At 55.1% G+C, this 18,646-nt stretch carries 22 protein-coding genes and 1 tRNA gene; 5 read left to right on the forward strand and 18 right to left on the reverse strand.

Annotated features, from left to right (window positions below; genetic code table 11):
- Positions 1-4: 4 nt before the first annotated feature.
- Entirely contained in the window at positions 5-976 is a 972-nt protein-coding gene (locus Q0932_RS12870) for a VOC family protein (RefSeq protein ID WP_299353565.1), read from the reverse strand.
- A 110-nt stretch (positions 977-1,086) separates the two neighbouring features.
- On the opposite strand from Q0932_RS12870, the gene Q0932_RS12875 reads away from it, so the two are divergent.
- Complete coding sequence (locus Q0932_RS12875) at positions 1,087-1,284, forward strand: hypothetical protein (RefSeq protein ID WP_299353568.1); 198 nt, start codon at positions 1,087-1,089, stop codon at positions 1,282-1,284.
- Between the two features lie 369 nt (positions 1,285-1,653).
- Here Q0932_RS12875 and Q0932_RS12880 read toward each other — a convergent pair whose 3' ends face one another.
- The 14 genes from Q0932_RS12880 to Q0932_RS12945 form a co-directional block, all read right to left on the reverse strand.
- Entirely contained in the window at positions 1,654-3,357 is a 1,704-nt protein-coding gene (locus tag Q0932_RS12880) for an oleate hydratase (RefSeq protein ID WP_299353571.1), read from the reverse strand.
- Between the two features lie 417 nt (positions 3,358-3,774).
- Entirely contained in the window at positions 3,775-4,326 is a 552-nt protein-coding gene (locus Q0932_RS12885; protein ID WP_299353574.1) for a recombinase family protein, read from the reverse strand.
- Positions 4,327-4,659: 333 nt separating this feature from the next.
- Positions 4,660-4,965: a glycine zipper domain-containing protein gene (locus Q0932_RS12890; protein WP_299353577.1), complete on the reverse strand. Its 306-nt coding sequence runs from the start codon at positions 4,963-4,965 to the stop codon at positions 4,660-4,662.
- Positions 4,966-5,501: 536 nt separating this feature from the next.
- Entirely contained in the window at positions 5,502-5,783 is a 282-nt protein-coding gene (locus Q0932_RS12895) for a hypothetical protein (RefSeq protein ID WP_299353580.1), read from the reverse strand.
- A gap of 76 nt (positions 5,784-5,859) precedes the next feature.
- A complete protein-coding gene (locus Q0932_RS12900) occupies positions 5,860-6,975 on the reverse strand; it encodes an alanine/ornithine racemase family PLP-dependent enzyme (RefSeq protein ID WP_299353583.1) in 1,116 nt (371 codons plus the stop codon).
- The gene (locus Q0932_RS12905) at positions 6,972-8,171 is read right to left on the reverse strand and encodes a DUF1611 domain-containing protein (RefSeq protein WP_299353586.1); all 1,200 of its coding nucleotides are present in this window, start codon (positions 8,169-8,171) and stop codon (positions 6,972-6,974) included. The genes Q0932_RS12900 and Q0932_RS12905 overlap by 4 nt, the downstream gene beginning before the upstream one ends.
- Before the next feature lie 835 nt (positions 8,172-9,006).
- Positions 9,007-9,360, reverse strand: coding sequence for a hypothetical protein (locus Q0932_RS12910; protein ID WP_299353589.1), 354 nt, complete (start codon positions 9,358-9,360; stop codon positions 9,007-9,009).
- Positions 9,357-9,662, reverse strand: coding sequence for a hypothetical protein (locus Q0932_RS12915; protein ID WP_299353592.1), 306 nt, complete (start codon positions 9,660-9,662; stop codon positions 9,357-9,359). The genes Q0932_RS12910 and Q0932_RS12915 overlap by 4 nt, the downstream gene beginning before the upstream one ends.
- 476 nt (positions 9,663-10,138) lie before the next feature.
- A complete protein-coding gene (locus Q0932_RS12920; RefSeq protein WP_299353594.1) occupies positions 10,139-10,465 on the reverse strand; it encodes a DUF5681 domain-containing protein in 327 nt (108 codons plus the stop codon).
- Positions 10,466-10,897: 432 nt separating this feature from the next.
- Entirely contained in the window at positions 10,898-12,304 is a 1,407-nt protein-coding gene (locus Q0932_RS12925) for a primase-helicase family protein (RefSeq protein WP_299353597.1), read from the reverse strand.
- Complete coding sequence (locus Q0932_RS12930) at positions 12,301-13,290, reverse strand: hypothetical protein (protein ID WP_299353599.1); 990 nt, start codon at positions 13,288-13,290, stop codon at positions 12,301-12,303. The genes Q0932_RS12925 and Q0932_RS12930 overlap by 4 nt, the downstream gene beginning before the upstream one ends.
- Entirely contained in the window at positions 13,287-13,454 is a 168-nt protein-coding gene (locus tag Q0932_RS12935; RefSeq protein ID WP_299353602.1) for a hypothetical protein, read from the reverse strand. The genes Q0932_RS12930 and Q0932_RS12935 overlap by 4 nt, the downstream gene beginning before the upstream one ends.
- Before the next feature lie 110 nt (positions 13,455-13,564).
- Positions 13,565-13,735, reverse strand: coding sequence for a helix-turn-helix domain-containing protein (locus Q0932_RS12940; RefSeq protein ID WP_299353605.1), 171 nt, complete (start codon positions 13,733-13,735; stop codon positions 13,565-13,567).
- A gap of 351 nt (positions 13,736-14,086) precedes the next feature.
- Positions 14,087-14,173, reverse strand: a tRNA-Leu gene (locus Q0932_RS12945).
- A 311-nt stretch (positions 14,174-14,484) separates the two neighbouring features.
- Here Q0932_RS12945 and Q0932_RS12950 point away from each other — a divergent pair.
- From Q0932_RS12950 to lipB, 3 genes are all read left to right on the forward strand, one after another.
- A complete protein-coding gene (locus Q0932_RS12950; protein WP_299353608.1) occupies positions 14,485-14,973 on the forward strand; it encodes a twin-arginine translocation pathway signal in 489 nt (162 codons plus the stop codon).
- Between the two features lie 2 nt (positions 14,974-14,975).
- Positions 14,976-15,590 carry a ferric reductase-like transmembrane domain-containing protein gene (locus tag Q0932_RS12955; protein ID WP_299353611.1) on the forward strand — a complete coding sequence of 205 codons (615 nt, stop codon included), beginning with the start codon at positions 14,976-14,978 and terminating at the stop codon, positions 15,588-15,590.
- An 85-nt stretch (positions 15,591-15,675) separates the two neighbouring features.
- On the forward strand, positions 15,676-16,326 hold the full coding sequence (lipB, locus tag Q0932_RS12960; protein WP_299353614.1) for a lipoyl(octanoyl) transferase LipB: 651 nt from the start codon (positions 15,676-15,678) through the stop codon (positions 16,324-16,326).
- A 69-nt stretch (positions 16,327-16,395) separates the two neighbouring features.
- Here the strand turns inward: lipB and Q0932_RS12965 are convergent, their stop codons facing one another.
- From Q0932_RS12965 to Q0932_RS12975, 3 genes are all read right to left on the reverse strand, one after another.
- Complete coding sequence (locus Q0932_RS12965) at positions 16,396-16,797, reverse strand: DUF5360 family protein (RefSeq protein WP_299353617.1); 402 nt, start codon at positions 16,795-16,797, stop codon at positions 16,396-16,398.
- A gap of 79 nt (positions 16,798-16,876) precedes the next feature.
- Positions 16,877-17,506 carry a LysE family transporter gene (locus tag Q0932_RS12970; RefSeq protein WP_299353620.1) on the reverse strand — a complete coding sequence of 210 codons (630 nt, stop codon included), beginning with the start codon at positions 17,504-17,506 and terminating at the stop codon, positions 16,877-16,879.
- 4 nt (positions 17,507-17,510) lie between these two features.
- Positions 17,511-17,966 (reverse strand): Lrp/AsnC family transcriptional regulator, encoded by a 456-nt coding sequence (locus Q0932_RS12975; RefSeq protein ID WP_299353623.1) that lies wholly within the window; start codon positions 17,964-17,966, stop codon positions 17,511-17,513.
- Positions 17,967-18,162: 196 nt separating this feature from the next.
- Between Q0932_RS12975 and Q0932_RS12980 the strand changes: the two genes are divergently transcribed.
- Positions 18,163-18,645: a cytochrome C gene (locus Q0932_RS12980; protein WP_299353626.1), complete on the forward strand. Its 483-nt coding sequence runs from the start codon at positions 18,163-18,165 to the stop codon at positions 18,643-18,645.
- Position 18,646: the final 1 nt, after the last annotated feature.

Consider the following 18,646-nt stretch of genomic DNA (forward strand, 5'->3'; position numbering starts at 1 on the left):
TCTCTCAGCCACGCCCACGGGTTTCATATAGCCATGGGCAATCGACTACGGGCGGCGCGCGCAACCCGTCCTCAGCGGCCTTGAGCCGCATGTCGACAAAAGGTTCCCGCCCTGACTCGGACAAGTAAAGACGGTCGTGACCCCAGAAACTGGGGCCGCACTTTGTTTCATGTGGCTCCCAGGTCGCGGGGTCGATCACGCGCCCACCCCATCCGTTTTCGACAAAGAAACCCGAGGGGCTGTTGGCGTAGAAGCTGGTCATGTAGTCATTGGTATGGCGCCCCAGCGTATAGGCAATGCCATCCTCTTCCTGGCAGGCTAGGTCATAACCCTGACCAACGTCATCAAGGTTGTGATATTCGACCATGAAGTGGTGAAACCCCGAATTGCCCGAGCCAACTATGGCAAAGCTGTGATGCCGCCCGTTGACGTGGAAAAAGTAGAGCGGCACTGGTTTCAGACCATAGTCACTGACGGCAAATCCCAGCACATCGCGATAGAACGTTAATAGAGCCGTCGCATCGGGCACGTGCAACACCGCATGCCCCATTCCAAGCGGGCCGGTTTTAAAGCCGTCGATCGGCCGCCCCGGCGTAAAGGGGTCTTCGGCTTTTTGTGGGTTCCACACCAGTTCGATCCGGTTTCCCGCAGGATCGTGAAATACGATCAGGTCTTCGACAAACCTGCGGTCTGCCAATTCACGGCTTCCCTGCCCAACCTTATGTCCCGCATTGTCCAGCCGGGCGGCGTAATCTTGCAGGTCTGATTTCTGCGAAAGTTCCCAGCCGATGAAGGCAAGCGTTTCGCCGGGTTCATCGGATATCACCAGGCGCTGCACCAAATCATCCATCCGGAAAGAAAGTTGGCGCCCGCCGTGATCAGCGAGTTGCATGGCAAGTACTTTACTTGCGAATTGCTTCCAGTCATCCGTCCGGTCGGATCGCACACCAAGATAGCCCAAAGATTGAATTGGCATTTCATTTCCTTCCACAGCTGCGCAACCAAACTAGAAAGAGACGGTACCGGAGAGAACTTCTGTCCGGCTCAGTGTCCGCCAGGCGGACAAGGTGTGCTCGTGGAGCGCCTTTGAAAACAGCGTTGTTTTTTGCGCAGATTGCATCTTTGCACGCAGCCTTGATCCGAAAAAATGGATCATTTCCGGTTTCTGACACCACGCTGGATTGGGGCGTGGACATGCTGCCGCCGAAACGGACCAATTTGCCCACGCGTCCGCTGTTCTCTGGCAATGGATGCTGCACGATGCATGAACGGCTGCTCTTGTGAAACTGCACCACAGCGTTTGACAGAGTTCATAAGGTCGTGAATGGGCCTATGGCGACAGAAGGCACGGTTTTGCGAATGACCGTTTTGTCCGCAATCTGTGAATTCGACCTTTGATCCTTGCTGCGCTCTGCACGAATGGCTGGTTTTCCCACTGCGCGGCAGCACCTAATCTTACGCTGATGCAGCATTTTCCACGCTGCGAGCGCACGCAGCAGGAAAGCCGAATTTACAGAATGGGCTCAAACCTGCCGTTAGCTGCGTCCTGCACTAAGGTCTGCTATGCGGGACAAACCAGTCTTTCGCTGCAAGTGCGCTTCCCTCTTGCGGCCAGTCTAGTGGAAGTTCTTTGGGATGAGACGGTACAACGCCTTATCTGAGGATAGCTTTGGCCGTCGCCAAGTTTGTCCATGGATCGTGCTGGCCAAAGTACATCGCAGGAGGTTCTATCGAGGCGTTCACCAGCCCTTTGATCGCCAAGATCGCCCCGAGGACGCTGTACTCGGTGGTGAACACGATCCCGTCGGGGATCTCCACAAACTGCCCAAGCAATGCGAAGTTCTGAGACCCTTCGGGAATGACAGGTGGTCGGTCCCCTTCTGCACGAGGCAAAAACTGAGAAATGCCATAGGGCAAGCGACAGGGCACGCAGTACGAGGTGTCAAGGAGTTCTTCTTTTTCGTTCCCGTCCAGGTCGCCCCAGAGATGACCAAGGATCTCCTCCAGAATCTCGCGCCCTGTACACTCATACATTGGCTTTTTCACGAATTGCCCTTCGTTGTCCTCGCCGAGGGCTGAAACCCAGATCACGCAGGTGTCAGCGGCCTGTCCAGGATAAAAGGGTTGCCGATAGGTGTGCAGATGCAAGATCCAAGGTGAGTGCGTAAGGGGTAATGGGCTTTGCCGTCCCATCAACCGCTCTACGAGCCACTGGAACTTTCGCTCAAAAAGGCTGCCGCGAAAGGTCACAGTGCAATGCATCATCCTGGAGAGCGATACATCCCGCAGGAAGCGTTCAGGGCGGCCCAAGTCAGATTGCTTGGCCACCAATTTCTGCCAGAGCAAGTACGCTCCGCCTGGCTTCTCCGGGGGCGACATCGAGACGGGTTGGTCGTGGGACCCATAGGCGTGGTTGGATACGATTGAACCAATCGTCAAGAATGCCCTATCGTGCGGCTGAACCTCGATCGGGTCCATGACCTCACCGTCCGAGCTCTCCAAATGCAAGCGCTCAATCCAGCGCTGTGTGCCGTCAACTTTGAAGTCCGCGTCCGTAACGCGGCAGTTATAGTGGATTTGAACGCCTTTCACGGTCAACAAACGCAACGCCGGCAAGATGAAGGAGTGGTAATTAGTGTAGCGGGTACGCTCTAGCGAGGTCATCTTCTCCATATCGGACATCCGATGGAAGAACAGACGCATATAGCGCCGCATCTCGACCGCCGAGTGCCATGGCTGAAATGCGAAAAGGGCGCGCCACATGTACCAGTAGTTGCTGCGGAAAAATGCGTCACTGAAATAGTCGGTGATTTTGGCATCATCGGGAATCGACGACTCGGGTGTCGCCATCAAGCGCGCCATCTGAACTGTCTCAATTGGGCCGAGGCCGAGGTCGTGGCCACTGTCCTTTTCGCCATCTGCATGCAGCAGGCGGACGACGGTATCGACCTGGCATTCTTCATGGTTGCGCTCATGATCGTCGAGGCAAGAACCATGTTCGTCATAGGGGATCAACGACCAGAGCTCTTTGGTGCAGCAGTAGACCTTGTCTTCGTACATCCGGCTGCCGCGCATGAAATAGACAGGCTTGCCGTCGACCATTTTCATTGAGGCATCCATCGAGCCGCCCACCAGATCTCTCTCCGGGTTTTGTTCGAAAATATGGATGTTCGCTGGATCAAAACCGGCTTTCTGTACCAGATAGACTGCGGCCGATATAGATCCGAGGCCCAGACCATTAAGATATACCTTGGCATTCTTGCTGCTATCTTGCGTTTGGCTCATTCTACTCTCCTCGAAAGTAAAACATAGTAAAGCCGTCAAAGCTGTTGGCAAGGTCGGGTTTTGTTCAGCCAACCGTTAACCCCCAGTTTATCTGATTGTTGTCGCGCTGAAGGCTTATTTGTCTCCACATTCCATACCGTTGGCTCTAGAGCGATCTTGCCGCACGAGCGAAGGGCGCGAATTTGATCTGACCGTTCGGGGCTCGGAGCGGCCATTCGCTGCACGGCAGCGCCATCTGGACTAGGCTACGACCGTTTCGGGCTCATTCCTGCCGTTGGCTGCAAGCTGTTCGAAGGCCCGTTATGGACCGTTAGTGACTGGTTCTGCGCCTAATAGCTGAAGCTATGATTTGATTTCCCCCGTTTCCAAGGAAAAATAGTTGAAAAAATTTTGGCGTGGATTAGCCCAGCTCCACCTGCTCCCCCAATTCTTAGAGGGCGGGGCCTCGGAGCACACATTTTTTCCGCCTGGAAACAGTCCGGTCCTGATCTAACCAGCGGTTGGTTCACTCAATATTCGGTAAATGGACATCCGGCTCACTCCCATCTGCTCAGCGATAGCACTTGGGCCAAGACCTTCGGTGCGCAGAGCTACGACTTTCTCCCGATCAATTCGACGCTTACCACCCTTGTAGACACCCTTCTGCCGGGCTTTGGCTATACCATCGGCTTGCCGCTTACGAATGAGGGCAAGTTCAAACTCTGCGAACGCCCCCATCATGTGAAGTTGAAGCTTTGCGAAAGGGTCGTCTCCATCGGGGCGAAAGGCCAAGCCTTCGGAAAGGAACTTGACCCCTGCCCCTTTGTCGGTGATCTGAGTGACGATGTCCTGCAAATCTCGAAAGTCACGAGCGAGGCGATCGATTGACCAAACCAAAACCTCATCGCCAGCTCTGACGTACGTGAGCATTTCACGCAGTGCCGGACGCGTCCGATCCGACCCGCTCTCTTTTTCTTCAAAGAGTTGGTCAACATTTCCCAAGTCCTGTCGATCTAGTTTTTGATCGTAAGACGATACTCTGCGATAGCCGACAAGTGCCAAACCAAAACTCCAATGTAACACTTAGGTCTAGAGTTAATATGACTATCGTAACATCTAACTTCAAGAGGCCCTGATGATACTCATATTGTGTAACAGAGAGCAGTCACGGCAGGGTGTACTCTGATGTGACGGATCAGATCGTCTGTTTTTGCGCGATGCGCATGGCAAACTCCGACCAGTAGAACCATTTACGTCGAAGGTCAGGAGCGGCGCTCCTTACAAGCAACAAACCCGACAAGCGCAAAGCTCATCGGGTTTGAAGCAGAGCACCAGAGAAATCTGGTGTCGGTTGGAAGGGATTAACCAATCCGGTTGTAGCAGGTTTGCCCAGGCTTAGCGGTGCTTGCGGTGACCTTTGGCATGGCCGTTTTTGTGGCCATTGTTGTTGTGATAATTGTGGTGGTCCTCAAAGTCGTTTCTTTGAACGGCGCCAACTACGGCACCAACAGCTGCCCCCGTGGCCGCGCCTTGGGCGGCGTCGCCACCAGTCGCTTCGGCGGCGACGGCACCAACAACTGCACCCTTGGCGGCTTGCTTGGCGACGTGGTTACCGGCATTGGCGGGCACAGCCACGAGGCTCAATGCTGTGAGGGTTGCGACGAATGTTGCGAGAACTTTGTTTGTGCGTGTGTGTGTCATGGTTCCAACCTTTTCTGACGTGGCGTCCCGTAGTGGCCGCCTTCTGTCATTGAATTTAGGGGAACCTGCAGCGGCGTGATTTTGGGGTTGAGACGAAAATGTTTGAGATTGAGACACGGTGAAGGCAAATGCAATGACTTTGACTTCTCTGACAACAATATCGGATTTCCCATGTGAAGAATGCCTGTGCGCCTTCATCTTTAATGGTGGCGGTTTCCGGCCCAAAGCAGCCGTTGGTAATTCACGCAGCGTAGGTCTGCTTTGAGCCCAGACTAACAAATGCCGCAATCAGCACGAACGGGAAATAGGGGCGGATTGCTGACATTCTTTGCAAGAAGGTAGTGGGGCAACCGTCGGGGTAAAAGCTAGTTTTCGTTGCACTAGTGCCACTGGCCGATTTTCTGCTCCAAATTACCAGAGTTGTGAAAGAAACCATGCCGAGCGGTTCAGTCTACAGGAAACAAAAAAATGTCTGACTGACGCAATGTCGCGTTCGAGTTGCAGATTGCGGGTTGACGCGAGGCCAATTCGAAACTTTAGAAGTCATCAAACTCTGGGACAATGCCGAGCCTTACAAGGAAGCTTGGCATTCCAACTTCGCCACTGTTCTGATCCTCGCGAACAATATAGGCATCGGCCCCCACGCAATCTTCGGACTGAACTTCTCTTTCCGCTCTGTTTTGTGCGTCTGAAGCCGAGGTGTATTCAAATTGCTTATTGATTTTCAGGCTCGTTTGCCCATCACGCTCGGGCTTGTGTTCTACATATGTCTGGCAAATGTAGTGAACTTTTTCTGAGTTATGGTCTGATTTGGTCATAGCTGGATCCTTGGGCAGAGTAGTGGCGCGAGTTTTGTCAAAAAGAAAAAATGTGCCCCTCAAAGGAAGGGCAGCCTTACACCAACGTTAAAGATGAGCGGCTGTGCTTCGTGGAAATCGACTTCAACAGTGGCGCGTCTCCAAGCAACCTTATGGCGATGTTGGGCGCGGCCATTGCCCGCATCAGTGCACCGTAGTTCATGTAAAATTTCACCTCGTTTCCAACATGCAAGTAAGATTTTGGGTTCGTTATTATGGTATGGTCGCTTGTCGCGCCGACAAACCGGATACGCACAGGCATTGTCAATCCGCTGAGATCCGTATCCTGAACCCCAAGAGCAAGGATGGAACGCGCGTTCGGAGAGTTTTGTGCAACGAGATGTCTAGCACCAAAACAAGGACTTCTGTCTGCCACAGAAGCTGGGTTTGTTTTGGTTTCGATAACCTCAGCGATAAGAACAAACGCATCTGTATAAAGGCCGGAAATTTGCTTGCCTGATACTGGGTTTACGCCCAAAAGAATGGCCTCACCCAACCGCAGTTCATTGATGCGTCCTATGTGACTTTGGCCCATCGCCCAAGGCAAGTTAGCAGAGTTCCCACCCGAAACAATTTCCAGAGGCGCTTCGCGTCTACGGTCAATTGACATCGCAAGCTTAGACAATTTGGCCATTTGTGTTGCATCGGGTACAGGACCGCCAAGACAAGCAAAATTGGCTCCGATCCCCTTGAGTGAAACACCCGGCATCCCGTCAACTTCTTTCGCAATCACGCCAAGATGATCTGGAGAAATCCCTTCGCGCATATCGCCCATTTCGACCATCAGAATGACCCCGTGGGTTTTTTGTGTTCGGACGGCTGCTGCAGAAAGGCCAGCTATGACGGACAATTCGGTATTGCAGCTGACTTCACAAATCGAGACGACCTGTTCCACTTGGCTTAGCATCGGCGTGCGGATCAACGTGATCGGTGCCTTGATGCCCGATTTACGCAGCTTACCAACATTGCTGATCCGCGCATCTGCGAGGCCCAAAACCCCCCCATCAATCATCGCCTGAGCGATGGCAGCATTCCCGCAAACGGCTTTTGTTACACCCAAAACAGCAATACCGAGAGGCTCTAGACGCTTTACAAGGCTTTGCGTGTTGTGGCGTATCTTGGCCAGATCAACTTCGATGCGGGGTGCATTCATTCTGCAGCCACCTCTGGCTTTTGATGCAGTTCTGGAAATGCAGATAGAACGAACTGGACCAAATGCTCAGTTGGACACACAAGAGCATCGGTGACAGGCAATTCAAGTCTTTGACTGTATGCCGTGATAGCTGTTGTGATCGCAGCCTCTGACATGCCCTCGTGATTGATCGTTAGGCCGATCACCTTGGTATCGGCAAAGGATTCTATTAGGGCAATCTCAGTTGCAGGGTCAGGCATGGGCATATCGGGAAAGTCGCACCGATGTACGCGCTCTGGAGCGTGTTGAAGGATGACCGCGTCGGGTTGGCTGCCGCGCAAAATGAATGCCGACGTGCAAAAAGCCGGATGGCTAAGGGCCCCTTGGCCTTCAATCAAGATAACATCCGGTTGTTCACCGTCAGATGCTGCGACGATGGCGCCCTCCAACTCACCACAACAAAACTGAGGCGGAACCGCGTCCATTGCCACACCATATATTGCGCCCTGCATCAGCCCTGTCTGACCGGTGCCAACAAGAACGGTTTTGATGTTCAGAGCATTCAAAGCATGTGCAAGAACGGTTGCAGTTGTCCGTTTACCTATTGCGCAATCGGTGCCAAGAACGGCAATTCGAACCGCATGGACATCCGCAACACTACCGTCAAAAAGGCGCATGTCTTTGCTGAGTTTTGGTTTGCGAATGTCGCGGATGGTGACGCCCTTAGACTTGGCAAACATTGCAATTTCAGTGTCATCACTCAGATATTCATGTAACCCGCTGACAATGTTCATGCCAAGGGCAATGGCATCCAAAACGACATCCCGGTCCGTCTGGGACAACTTGCCAGTGGACGGCGCCATTCCGTAGATCATCGTATTGGGAATCGCTGGCTCATGAATGACCGCAGCTTCGAGGGTCGGAAATATGGGCACATTGTTGATGATACCGTCCAAAATCTGGCCGCTATCTGACCCGCCATATTCGCTATCGACCACCGAAACGATGCGGTAGGCCTGCGAATGCCGGACAAGTCCATTTGCCGTTTTGCCGTCAATCTTTGAAAAATTCCCTTCGCAATACACAATCGCAGTGGGTGCTTTAGAGATGTGTAGCTTAGGTGTGATAGCCGCTGAAGCGACCAGATTGCAGAAAGGTGTTTGTTTACCCTTGGCATTCCCCAAAGTGGTGGGCGCTGCTTCAATTTCATGTTCCATAGTTAATCCTTTGCATAGCTAACGCACCGAGCTTGTCCACCGGGCAAACAAGCAGGCAGGCTTTTGGAGTCGTGAGAGCAAAACCGAAGTTTTGCAGGCCTAGTTTTTCAAGACGCACAGACCTTTGGATTTCTGGAAATTCCTGTGACATTCCCATCCACTACCCGATCGGTCGAGGTGAGCATTTTCGGGCAATTCAATGGCTTCACATCCGCCATTTGAAACTGAAAAGCCACGCTCACACTTCCATCCAGGTCCATAACTTGCGGCGCTAAGGTATGCGTTTTGTGGAATAACCACTGCCTCGCATTTTCCGTCATTGCGAAGGAAACCACGTTCGCAAACCCATCGTTTTCCCGAGCCGGATGCGTTCAGGTATGCGTTGTCTGGCACAATGATTTTTTGGCACTCATCATCAATTCTCTGATACTCTCGCAGACAATGCCATCGTTCACCCGATGGAGCCAAATAACCACCTTCAGGCACCACAACCTTCACGCAGGAAGACTCTCGAGTTCTCCGGAAGCCATGAATGCAACTCCATCCTTCTCCATAAGATCGATAGGTTAAGTATGCGTTGTCTGGCACAACAATGGCCACGCATGTGTTTTCGTGGGGTCGAAAAGCAAAGTCACATTCCCACCCACTTCCGTAGGACTTGGCGTGCGCGTTGTCTGGCAAGACGCCAGTAGATGATTGCGCAAGTACTGGGCTGATCACAAGAAACGACAGGCAAACTGTTAATGCCCAAACCGAAATCCAGGACGCTGTGCCAAAGTGCTTTGGTATTGTAAGGCGCGCTGAAAGTGCAGCACGCCTCAGATGAAGAATGGCTCTAGGACGCATCCAAATCCAGCCCCTCAATACAGGCAACCGCAAGATCAGAGTTTGGCTTCTCAGCTCCGGGAGGTGTTGCCCAACCAGCTTCCATGACCGCCTTGCGACGGGTATATCCAGTGGCCTCTCGAATTGTTGCCAGTTTCCCGATCCGATCAGGATCGGTAGCAGCCATATCCAGACACATAGGCACCATAGCTTTGGTAACTTCTTCGTTGGCAAAGGTTTTTGCCATTTTTGTGGCGGTACCGCCGGTTGTCCACCCGCCCCAAGAAAAGCCGAGGAAAGTCGCGGCAATAGCGCCGACAACTACGCCGTATACGGCGGGTTTAGTCCATTCAGGTAAGTTCATTTTTGATCCTTTGACGGAGAAAGCGCCGCCTCACTGTTTTTTTGATTGATTGAACTCAGTTGGTCCTGCATCAGAGCGGTCTCAAGATCGCGATGATCTACTTTGAGAAGCTCAGGGTCGCCATTCCGTCCAAGAACTAAGAGGTGCGTTGCAATCCTTCGGGATGCCGTAAAACTACTCCCCTCCAGAACATCATCTTCAGCAAAAACTTCGTAATTGCCTGCAGGTAGTTCATCTTTGTGCCCGCCAATCACAAACGGGTAAATAAACGTCACAAAGGACGCGGTCGTGCTCGATGACATCGGCAGCCTTCCAATACGCTTGGCCCCCAAAAAGGGCTAAGACGCTGAATTTTCATGATGGAGGGAAGCAACTTGGTCTCGGCAGGCAAAACACCTGAACAGATGAAAACGACTATCCCTTGTAAGGGACACATAGAGGATTGCTTCTGTTTTTACAATCGAAAGTAATTTCGGCAGTTGCGTTCAGGCTGTAAGCTGCTCGTTTTCGCTGAAGTGCCGGTGTTTAAGAATTGACCATTTTTCACACTGCAGAAGGCGTGAAAGAAAGTTTTCACCTACAGAATTTCAAAGGCTGCGCTACGGCACCGGTAAACGAAATGAATGTCGGTTTTGAGCCGGAAGCAGTAATTGCCCCACTTTAACTGAACGGCAGCAAAGTCCGCATAGCTGACCTTGGTGCACCACGCAGCGAAGGACGGCTTTCCGCCCTTAGTGACGCGTGCGCGGAGCCGCGGACGAACACGCCACCCACCTCGTTATTGTTTAGGAATAAGTGCAGCGAACTGGCGCACTTGCCTTGAAGTCCTACCCCCAACATCGCTCCTTGGCTTAGCCACCACAATTTGCTGATTGAGCGACACAGCCCCTGCCCGCCCGAAAGCGCGTTCGTGGGCGATCGCCAGCAATTTGATTTGCACGACGGGCTTGAGCCATCCGTCTGCCCCCCAGGCCGCATCATCATTGAGCAGGTCGCTCATTCTTCGCACGGCGATTTCACCGTTGGCCTGAATGGCATCTCGAACCTCTTTGGGCATGGCTGGCCGTCCATGTGGATTGCCCGACTGGCCTTTCTTGAACCGCATATTTCACCCCCTGTTTCGCCCCTGTTAGCAGCGCGTCAGCCCTCTACATGCGCGAGGGCATGGTCTGTGCGTCTAATCCACGCCCCCGACCTCAATTCAGTCGACCTTCATATCATTGCGGACGAACACTCAGCATGACCTCAACTTAGCTGACTTCACTCTAGTCAAAAAGAATTTTATTAAATATGTCATATACTTAACGTATCGCTTCTCAGCGTGGCGGAGCATTTCTGGGGGCACTGGGGCGTGGGGCGATAACTTTTCATCCAGCCAGCTAAATGCACATACGTGCGTAGCGTAGTGAGTAGATATTTTTTTGTATTAGGTATTGAGAGCTATCGCCCCACGACCCTAGCCCTAGTGAAAAACCCCGCAAAATAGGAACATTCTGCGGGGCGGGTGATCCCGGGGCAATACCGCATTTTGGGGCGATCAAACCGCTTTGACGCCAAACGGGCGCGTTTTCTGGCGCAGCTTCAGACGTTCGACGTTGTCTAGGAGATGTTTTACCGCCTCTTCGACTTCCGTGAGGCTGGGGCGATACCCTATCTGGGGGCGATCAAGAAGGATGCGTGGCTGATGTCTATCGCCCCTTACTCGCATCCGCCCACGCCCATCGCAGTGCGGCGCTTGGCGGGTGTGGTTGTTGACCCAAGACCGCACGATGTAGGTCAGTTTTGTGCCGTAGCTCATCGCCAATTTGTAGTTCGGCCCGCCGTGCTGTTTCAGAACCTCGCAGACAGCCGCGACGGTGACGATGCCGCCCGCGTTTAAGTCTTCGACGGTCTCTTCGATGGCGTCGTCCAGAGGGTCTTTGGCGTCTTGGGTCAGCGCGTCCTTTGCGGCGTTCTCTAGTGGCATGGACGCATTGAACTGCGACACCTCGCGGTCTTTCAGGAAATGGAAGATCGCGTCGAGGCGTTGGCCCTCTCGGGCGTCTGCCAACCAGCCCATGATCTCGGGGTGTGCGACACGCAAACCGACCGTGCTGCCCGACAGCACCGAGAAGCGCCGATCCCCCGGCTCTAATGGCAGCGCACCCCCAAGGTTGGTGGCGAGCATGAAGCTGGTGAAGATGTCCGCGCTGTACTTATCCACGCCCTTGGGTTCGATGGTCTCGACCCGCTTGTCTGGATCGACGAGTTCTTTCAGCTTGTTGTAGATCGTCTGCCGCGCCACGTAGTCGCTGTTCTCGTCTATCTCGCCGACAGAGATCAGCAGCGCATTGGCGAGGTGCGTGTTGAACTGTTTGGCGTTGGACCCGAAGAGGCTGGCCGCATCCATCGGCATGTGATGTCCGAGGACTTTGCCGAAGATATCGAACAGCGACCCCCGCCCCGTACCAAAGATCGGCGTATAGGACACTAGCGCGACCATACGTGCCTCTGGGTGTTGCAGCTTGTACGCCATCCAATCCAGTGCGTACTCCCAATCCTCGGGCGCGACATGGCGCACCAGAGTGACGAAATGCTCCGCGTCGGCGGGATCGCCCGCGCCTTCGGGCTGGTACGGTTTGTAGGTGTTGATGAACCCGTAGTCAGCGCCCGTTTCGGAACTGAAGCCAACGGGCAGGCGCGGGTCTAGGATCGGCGGTTTCATTGTTGCGCGGGGGTTGCCCCGCAGCCATGTGGTCACGGGTGACGTGCGGACCTGCTCCTGCCCCCGGTATCGTACGTGGTCGAAGCGGGTCAGTTGGCCCTTCATACCCGCAACAGTGCAGAGCGGAAGATGATCTCCACCCTCAAGGTCGTACACCCCGCCCTTGGGGGCATACCAGACGAGGCGCTCTTGCAGCCCCAGTTCTTCGACCATATTTTGTTGTTCCAGTTCGTCGCTCATTTTTTCTTCCCCCGGCGCTCGGCCAGCAGCCGCGCCTGTCTGATTTCGTGGCCTTCCCAACTCAGGTTGGGCGGGTTCTCATTTGGTGGGATGCCCGCCTTGACGAGCATGTCTAGGGTGCGGGTCCGCACGTCAGGGCCGCCCTGCGTCTCGACCCAATCCAGCAGGTCGTTGGTGTCGTGCCCGTGGGTGTGCCAGCAGTTGAAGTGCCGCTTGATGTCGGTCTCGTCTGCGGGCTTGTAGCGGGTGCCATCTCGCCGCGACTGATCGGTATGCTCGTGATGCCACGGACACTCGATCTGATGCCAACCGCCGGACATCTCTTTCAGCAACATGCCGCGATCCTGTAGCCAATCGAAGACGTAATCCTCGACCGCGACACCGGGTGCGGCAGGCGTGGGCTTGTACCCCCTCACAGCGCGGTCATAGATCGCCTCTGCGACCCCCATTTGGTCTAGGAAGGTCTCCGCCTCGTAGGTCAGCGCCGGATCGAAGAACAGCAGCTCGGCGGCGTGTTTCTTGCCCAATGGTTTGGACCCCGGCAGGCGGTAGAGCCGAACCAGATCGAGGCAGTTCGGATCGCAGTACTCGGCGGACCCGAGCGACGCCATGATGGTGGCGAACAGGTCCAAGTCTTGGCACGGCTTATCCAGCTTGTAGATGTAGGTGCTGTTGCCGGGGCTGGTCTCGATGATGGCGGACGCAGGTAGCAGTGGCCGCCGCGCCTTGGTGCCGACATCATCCAGCGCGATCACGCCCAGAGAGCGGACGTTGACGGGGCTTCGGAACGGGTTGCCGTTCTCGTTCAGTTTATCGCCCAGCATGGCCACACAGGCGTGTGTGTAGGGCGCTGTGGCGCGTGGGTGCCACTTGGTGACGGGGTAGCTCTGGCTCTTCGCTGTCCCGACCGTGCGGGCCACGATAACGTGACCCACAGGATCAGGATACAGACCAGCGAGGAACTCGCGGGTGCTGATGTCCTTCATGACGCCGCCTCGCGCATATTGCTGATCTCGCCAACGTGCTCAGAGAAGCGGATCGCGTCGACGTCGCGCGACCTCCAGCGTTTGGCCGGCCTCATCAGATCGGGGTTTTCGGCACCCTTGCAGTAGTCAGGGCCTTGAAGAGTAATAGATACAGAGTAGGACATAGGATTTTCCCTTATGTCTGCCTCCAAGTGGATTTGTGGATATTGCAGTCCCTCGGTCAGAAATGGCTGGGGGTTTCAACATCTCGATCCAGTGGAGAAATGTTGAAGAATTAGGCGGCTACAGGTTTGAGGAGCGTGTCCTCGGGGTAGCGAACGACATTTGGCCCGAAGCGTACAAACTCGGGGCCTTTGCCGGCTTTGCGCCAGCGGTAAAGAGTGTGGATGTGGACGCCGAGCCGTGCTGCGGCCTCTTCGGTCGTCAATAGTTTAGGTAAAGCCATCGGTCGAGGCTCCTCTGTTCAGAGGATGATGCGTCTGACTGGCTCCTTCACCAGCCTAGCTTCTTCACCCGCCGCAGGGCTTCTGCCGTTCAACTTAACCTTAACCGTTGATGTCGCAGCCGCGACCGTGCGTGGGTTCCTGGTGCGGTGCGACCCGCCGTGACCCGTCAATCTTTTGTCCATATGCCCGCCGACGGCGGGTTTGCACAACATCTTCTAACATCAATAAACATTATTGTTGTGAGATCAACCCTCCACCGGCAAAAGAGGCGTGCGGTAGATATTTGGTAGACATGACACCCCTTTGAGCAGTCTAAGTCTTTGTTTTATATGAGGGCTTCCCTTCAAGTCTGGTGCGGCCGAGAAGACTCGAACTTCCACGGGTGTTACCCCACAGCGACCTCAACGCTGCGCGTCTACCAATTCCGCCACGGCCGCACGCCTATAGCTTGGTGAGGCGGTCTATAGCGAGTCGCCTAAGCCTTGCCAAGCGGGAAATCGCATGGGCTTGGCCAATTTGTACAAAACAAATGAGGGCAAAATACCGTTTTTCACAAAATGGAGAAAGCGAATGTGTTTACCGGGGCTTAACGCTTTGGCCTTCGCCAAGCACCAGCCCACAAATCCGGCGCCTCACAAAGTTTTGAGGCTGCATCGCGCTGACATGGCCTCCCCGGTCTCGGAAATCCCGACAATCGTGCTATCGTAGCCTTCAGAAGTTTCGGCGATCCTCACAGGGAGAGACACCCATGCCCTCTGCGACATTCACCCGCCGCGCAGTTATTCTCGCGGGATCCTCCGCCGCAATGTTGGGCGGCACAGGAGCGATCGGTCCAGCGCAGGCCCAGAGTCTGAAGCCGACCAAATCCATGCGTGGTGGGGCAAACAATTACCTGCCGAACGCGCCAATCGTGAAACGCATTGGCGGTGGCGGTTTCTGGATGTCCGGCACGGTACGGCGCGCAGGCGACGGGGCACCGCTGGCCAACCAACGCATTCAGATCTGGGCTCACACCACCGAAGGCCACGAGCGCGACCAGCGCAGCCATGGCGCCACGCTGACCGACAAGAACGGCGTCTTTCGCCTCGAGATGCCGCAGATCGTCCCGGCCTTTGGGCAGGCGCATGGGCATCTGGCCTATGACAGTGGCGATTTCAAAACCGTGTTCCTGAGGCCCCTGATGTCGCGGTCCAGCGACACCCGGCTTGAGGCGCACTTTGTGTTGCAGCCAGTCTGACCGTGATCGCATCGGATCGCCTACGCGCACTTCTGATCTGGGGCGTGCTTGCCCTCGCCCTCGTCGTGCCACTCTATGCGGCAACGCAAAGCCCGCTGCTGGCATGGCGCCGACCCATTTACATTGCCGCCGGGTTTGCCGGGATCGTGGCCATGGGATTGCTATTGCTGCAGCCTTTGCTGATGGGCGGCCAGTTGCCCGGTTTTCGCGGGCCTCAAGGACGAAGGGTACATCGATGGGTTGGCGGCGGTCTGGTGGCGTTGGTGATGGCCCATGTTGTTGGCCTGTGGATCACCAGCCCGCCTGACGTCATCGACGTCTTGCTGTTCCGCTCACCCACGCCGTTTTCTTTTTGGGGAGCCATTGCCATGTGGGCGGTTTTTGCCGCGGCAAGTCTGGCGGCCCTGCGCCGTCGGATAATGCTTCGCCCGCAAAACTGGCGGCGAGCGCACAGCCTGTTGGTGGCGGCGGCCGTCATCGGCAGCGTCGTACATGCCCTGCAAATCGAAGGCACGATGGAGACGGTTTCCAAATGGGTCCTGTGCGGATTAGTGGTGGGTGCAACCCTCATGACACTCTCCAAACGGCGGGTCTGGGGCCGGCCGTCTTCCTCTTGAACCGCACAAACGCGGCACGCCCGGCCATTGACTTCCCCTGCCCTGACCGACACATCTGTGCCAACCGACACACCGGAGATGCAACATGGTGGAATGGATCGTTCACGAAGGCCTGTTGGACTATGACGAGGCCGTTGCCTTTATGGAGGCGCGCGCCGCCGCCATTGCCAATGGCGAGGCCGAGGAATGCATCTGGCTGGTCGAACATCCGCCGCTTTACACGGCCGGCACCAGCGCCAAGATCGAAGACCTCACCGATCCCGATCGCTTTCCGGTCTACCCCAGCAAACGCGGTGGGCAGTATACCTATCACGGGCCCGGTCAGCGTGTGGCCTACGTCATGCTGGATGTGGGCAAGCGCGGCCATGACGTGCGCAAGTTTGTGAATCAGCTTGAAGAATGGGTGATCGCGACACTCGACCAGTTTAACTTGCGCGGAGAAATTCGCTGCGGACGAGTTGGGGTGTGGATCCAGCGCGACGACAAGCCATTGACCGTCACCGGAGAAAAGCCCGAAGACAAGGTCGCCGCCATCGGCATTCGGTTGCGCAAGTGGGTCAGCTTTCACGGCATTTCAATCAATGTCGAACCCGATCTGGAGCATTTCAGCGGGATTATACCTTGCGGCATCACCGAACACGGGGTGACGTCACTGGTAAATCTGGGCTTGCCGGTCACGATGGACGACGTCGATGTGGCGCTGAAGAAGACCTTTGGTGAGGTGTTTGGGAGATAAGCTGGTGCGTTCCAAAGGTTGATCGAGCTTAGAGCTCTAGACATTTTTCGCGATCTGACGTCTCGAAACCTAGGTTGCCTCGATGATACCTGGACGCGCGCAGATCAGGTTGGCCGCACCCAAAATGATCAGCCAAACATTCATAGTCCACCAAGTTGCATCAAAATCGCCAGTTATCGTCCAGAATGACACAGCCATAAGTCCTGCACAAAGCATTAGGACTGCCGCGGTGACTTCAAGTTTGAACTTGCGAACTCCCTGTGCGACGCCCAATCGCGCAGCCAAGCCTATGATTGCGAATGCAACATCAATTGGAAAGAACGACCAATTCCACGCCACAACGAGGGGGTTCTGGTAGTCTGAGTACATCAAGGATGGGTCAATTGTAATCAGATCCAAAGTAAGGGCTCCGGCCAAAAGCCAGTAAACCAGCATGGCTATCTCGGTCGCAGTGGTGACAGTTTTTCTCATACAGATTCCCAACTCAAGCAGCAGGCGTATCGCTATTGTTCACTAAAAGACATCGGGGACTAAGCCCCAAGGCCAGACCCTACCCCAACGCTCCCAACGCGATCCATCCGCCCCAGACGAAGATCACCAGCCCTGAGGCCAGGTCAAACCACCGGGTCAGCGCGGGCGTCATGCGGCTGCGGATCATCAGGGCCAGTTGCACGAGGAACAGCCACCACAGCGCCGAGCCGAGGAAAACACCGAGCACAAGCCAGTAGGGCGCCATGGGGGATGAGGCGGCGGCGGCGCCAAGGCCAGCAATCATGCCGACAAAGGTCAGGATGGTCAGCGGGTTGGCCATCGTCAGCACAAAGGTCGTGGCCCAGCTCTTTAGAACTGTACGGTGGCTCGAGGTCGGTTGCACTGCTTCGGCACTGCCGCGAGCTTTAAGGAAACCGCGCACCGACATGGCACCAAGCCACATCAGCAACAGTCCGCCTCCGATCGCCATGGGCGTGGCGTAGCTGACCAGCAGACCGGTCGCGGCAAAACCCACTGCGACCAAGAGACCATAGAGACCATCCGCCGTGGCCGCGCCCATTCCTGTTGCCAACCCTGCCGCGCGCCCATCGTTCAGCGTACGGCGAATACACAAAACCCCGATGGGACCAACCGGGGCGGCGACGGCAAAGCCCATCAGGATGCCTTTGAAAAACACATCGAACAGCATGGGATCAGTCCAACCCATCCACCGGTATGACCGGGCTTTCCTTGACGGCCTCGAGCGAAATCAGGGTTTCGGTACGCTGCACGGCCGGCAAGGATTTGACGTGGGTCGCAAGAAACGCCTGCAACGCCGCAGTGTCTCGGGTGCGCAGTTTCATGATGTAGGAATGCGCACCACTGATGTGGTGCAACTCCATGACCTCGTCGTGCGCGCACAGAGCGGCACAAGCCTCGGCCTCTCCGTCATAGGCCATATCGACCAGAACAAAGCAGCATAAGCCTGCGCCTACGGCGGTTGGATCAAGATGTGCGTGCCATCCGCGAATCTCTCCAGTGGCGGCCATTCGCCGAACCCGCTCGTTGGCAGTTGAGACCGAAACCCCAACGATTTGCGCCAGTTCCGCGCTGGAACTTCGCCCGGATCTCTGCAGTGTATCGGTAATTTTCTTGTCAATTTTATCCATACTCGTAAAAGTTACGGAAAAATCAGATTTGATCAACAATTATTCCAGCCAATTTGCTATTTGATCTATTTCAAAGTAATAATTTTGCGAAGACGTCACAGTTCCGCAACCGCGCGGATTTGCGCGTTGCGCTTCTGAATAACTTGTCAGAGATTGCGCCCCGGACGCTGAAATTAACCTGAGAGAGGCAAACCTCATGAAAACCGTTTATGCAGTAGTCGCAGCTGCCATTGCGTTGGCCGCGCCCGCTTTTGCGGAAGGCGACGCCGCCAAAGGCGAAAAAGAATTCAAGAAATGCAAATCCTGCCACCGCATCGAAGCACCGGATGGCACTATGATCTATAAGGGCACCAAAACCGGCCCGAACCTTTATGGTGTGGTTGGTGCTGTGGCTGGCTCCAAGGACTTCAAATACGGCGACGGACTGGTAGCCGCAAACGGGGCCGGCATCGTCTGGACCGAAGAAGAGCTTGCCAACTACATGAAAAGCGCCAAAGCTTGGCTGGACGACAATGGTTTCCCCACCAAGACGAAAATGACCTACAAGCTTAAGAAGAACGGCGAGCACATCGCAGCCTATCTGGCGTCTGTTGGTCCTGCCCCCATGGAGGAAGAAGCCATGGAAGAAACCGGCGAAGCAGCTGCTGAGCCCGCCGCCGAAGAGACCACGTCAGATTGAT

Source organism: uncultured Shimia sp., from assembly GCF_947498095.1.
In the GTDB taxonomy this organism is placed as follows: Bacteria; Pseudomonadota; Alphaproteobacteria; order Rhodobacterales; family Rhodobacteraceae; genus Shimia.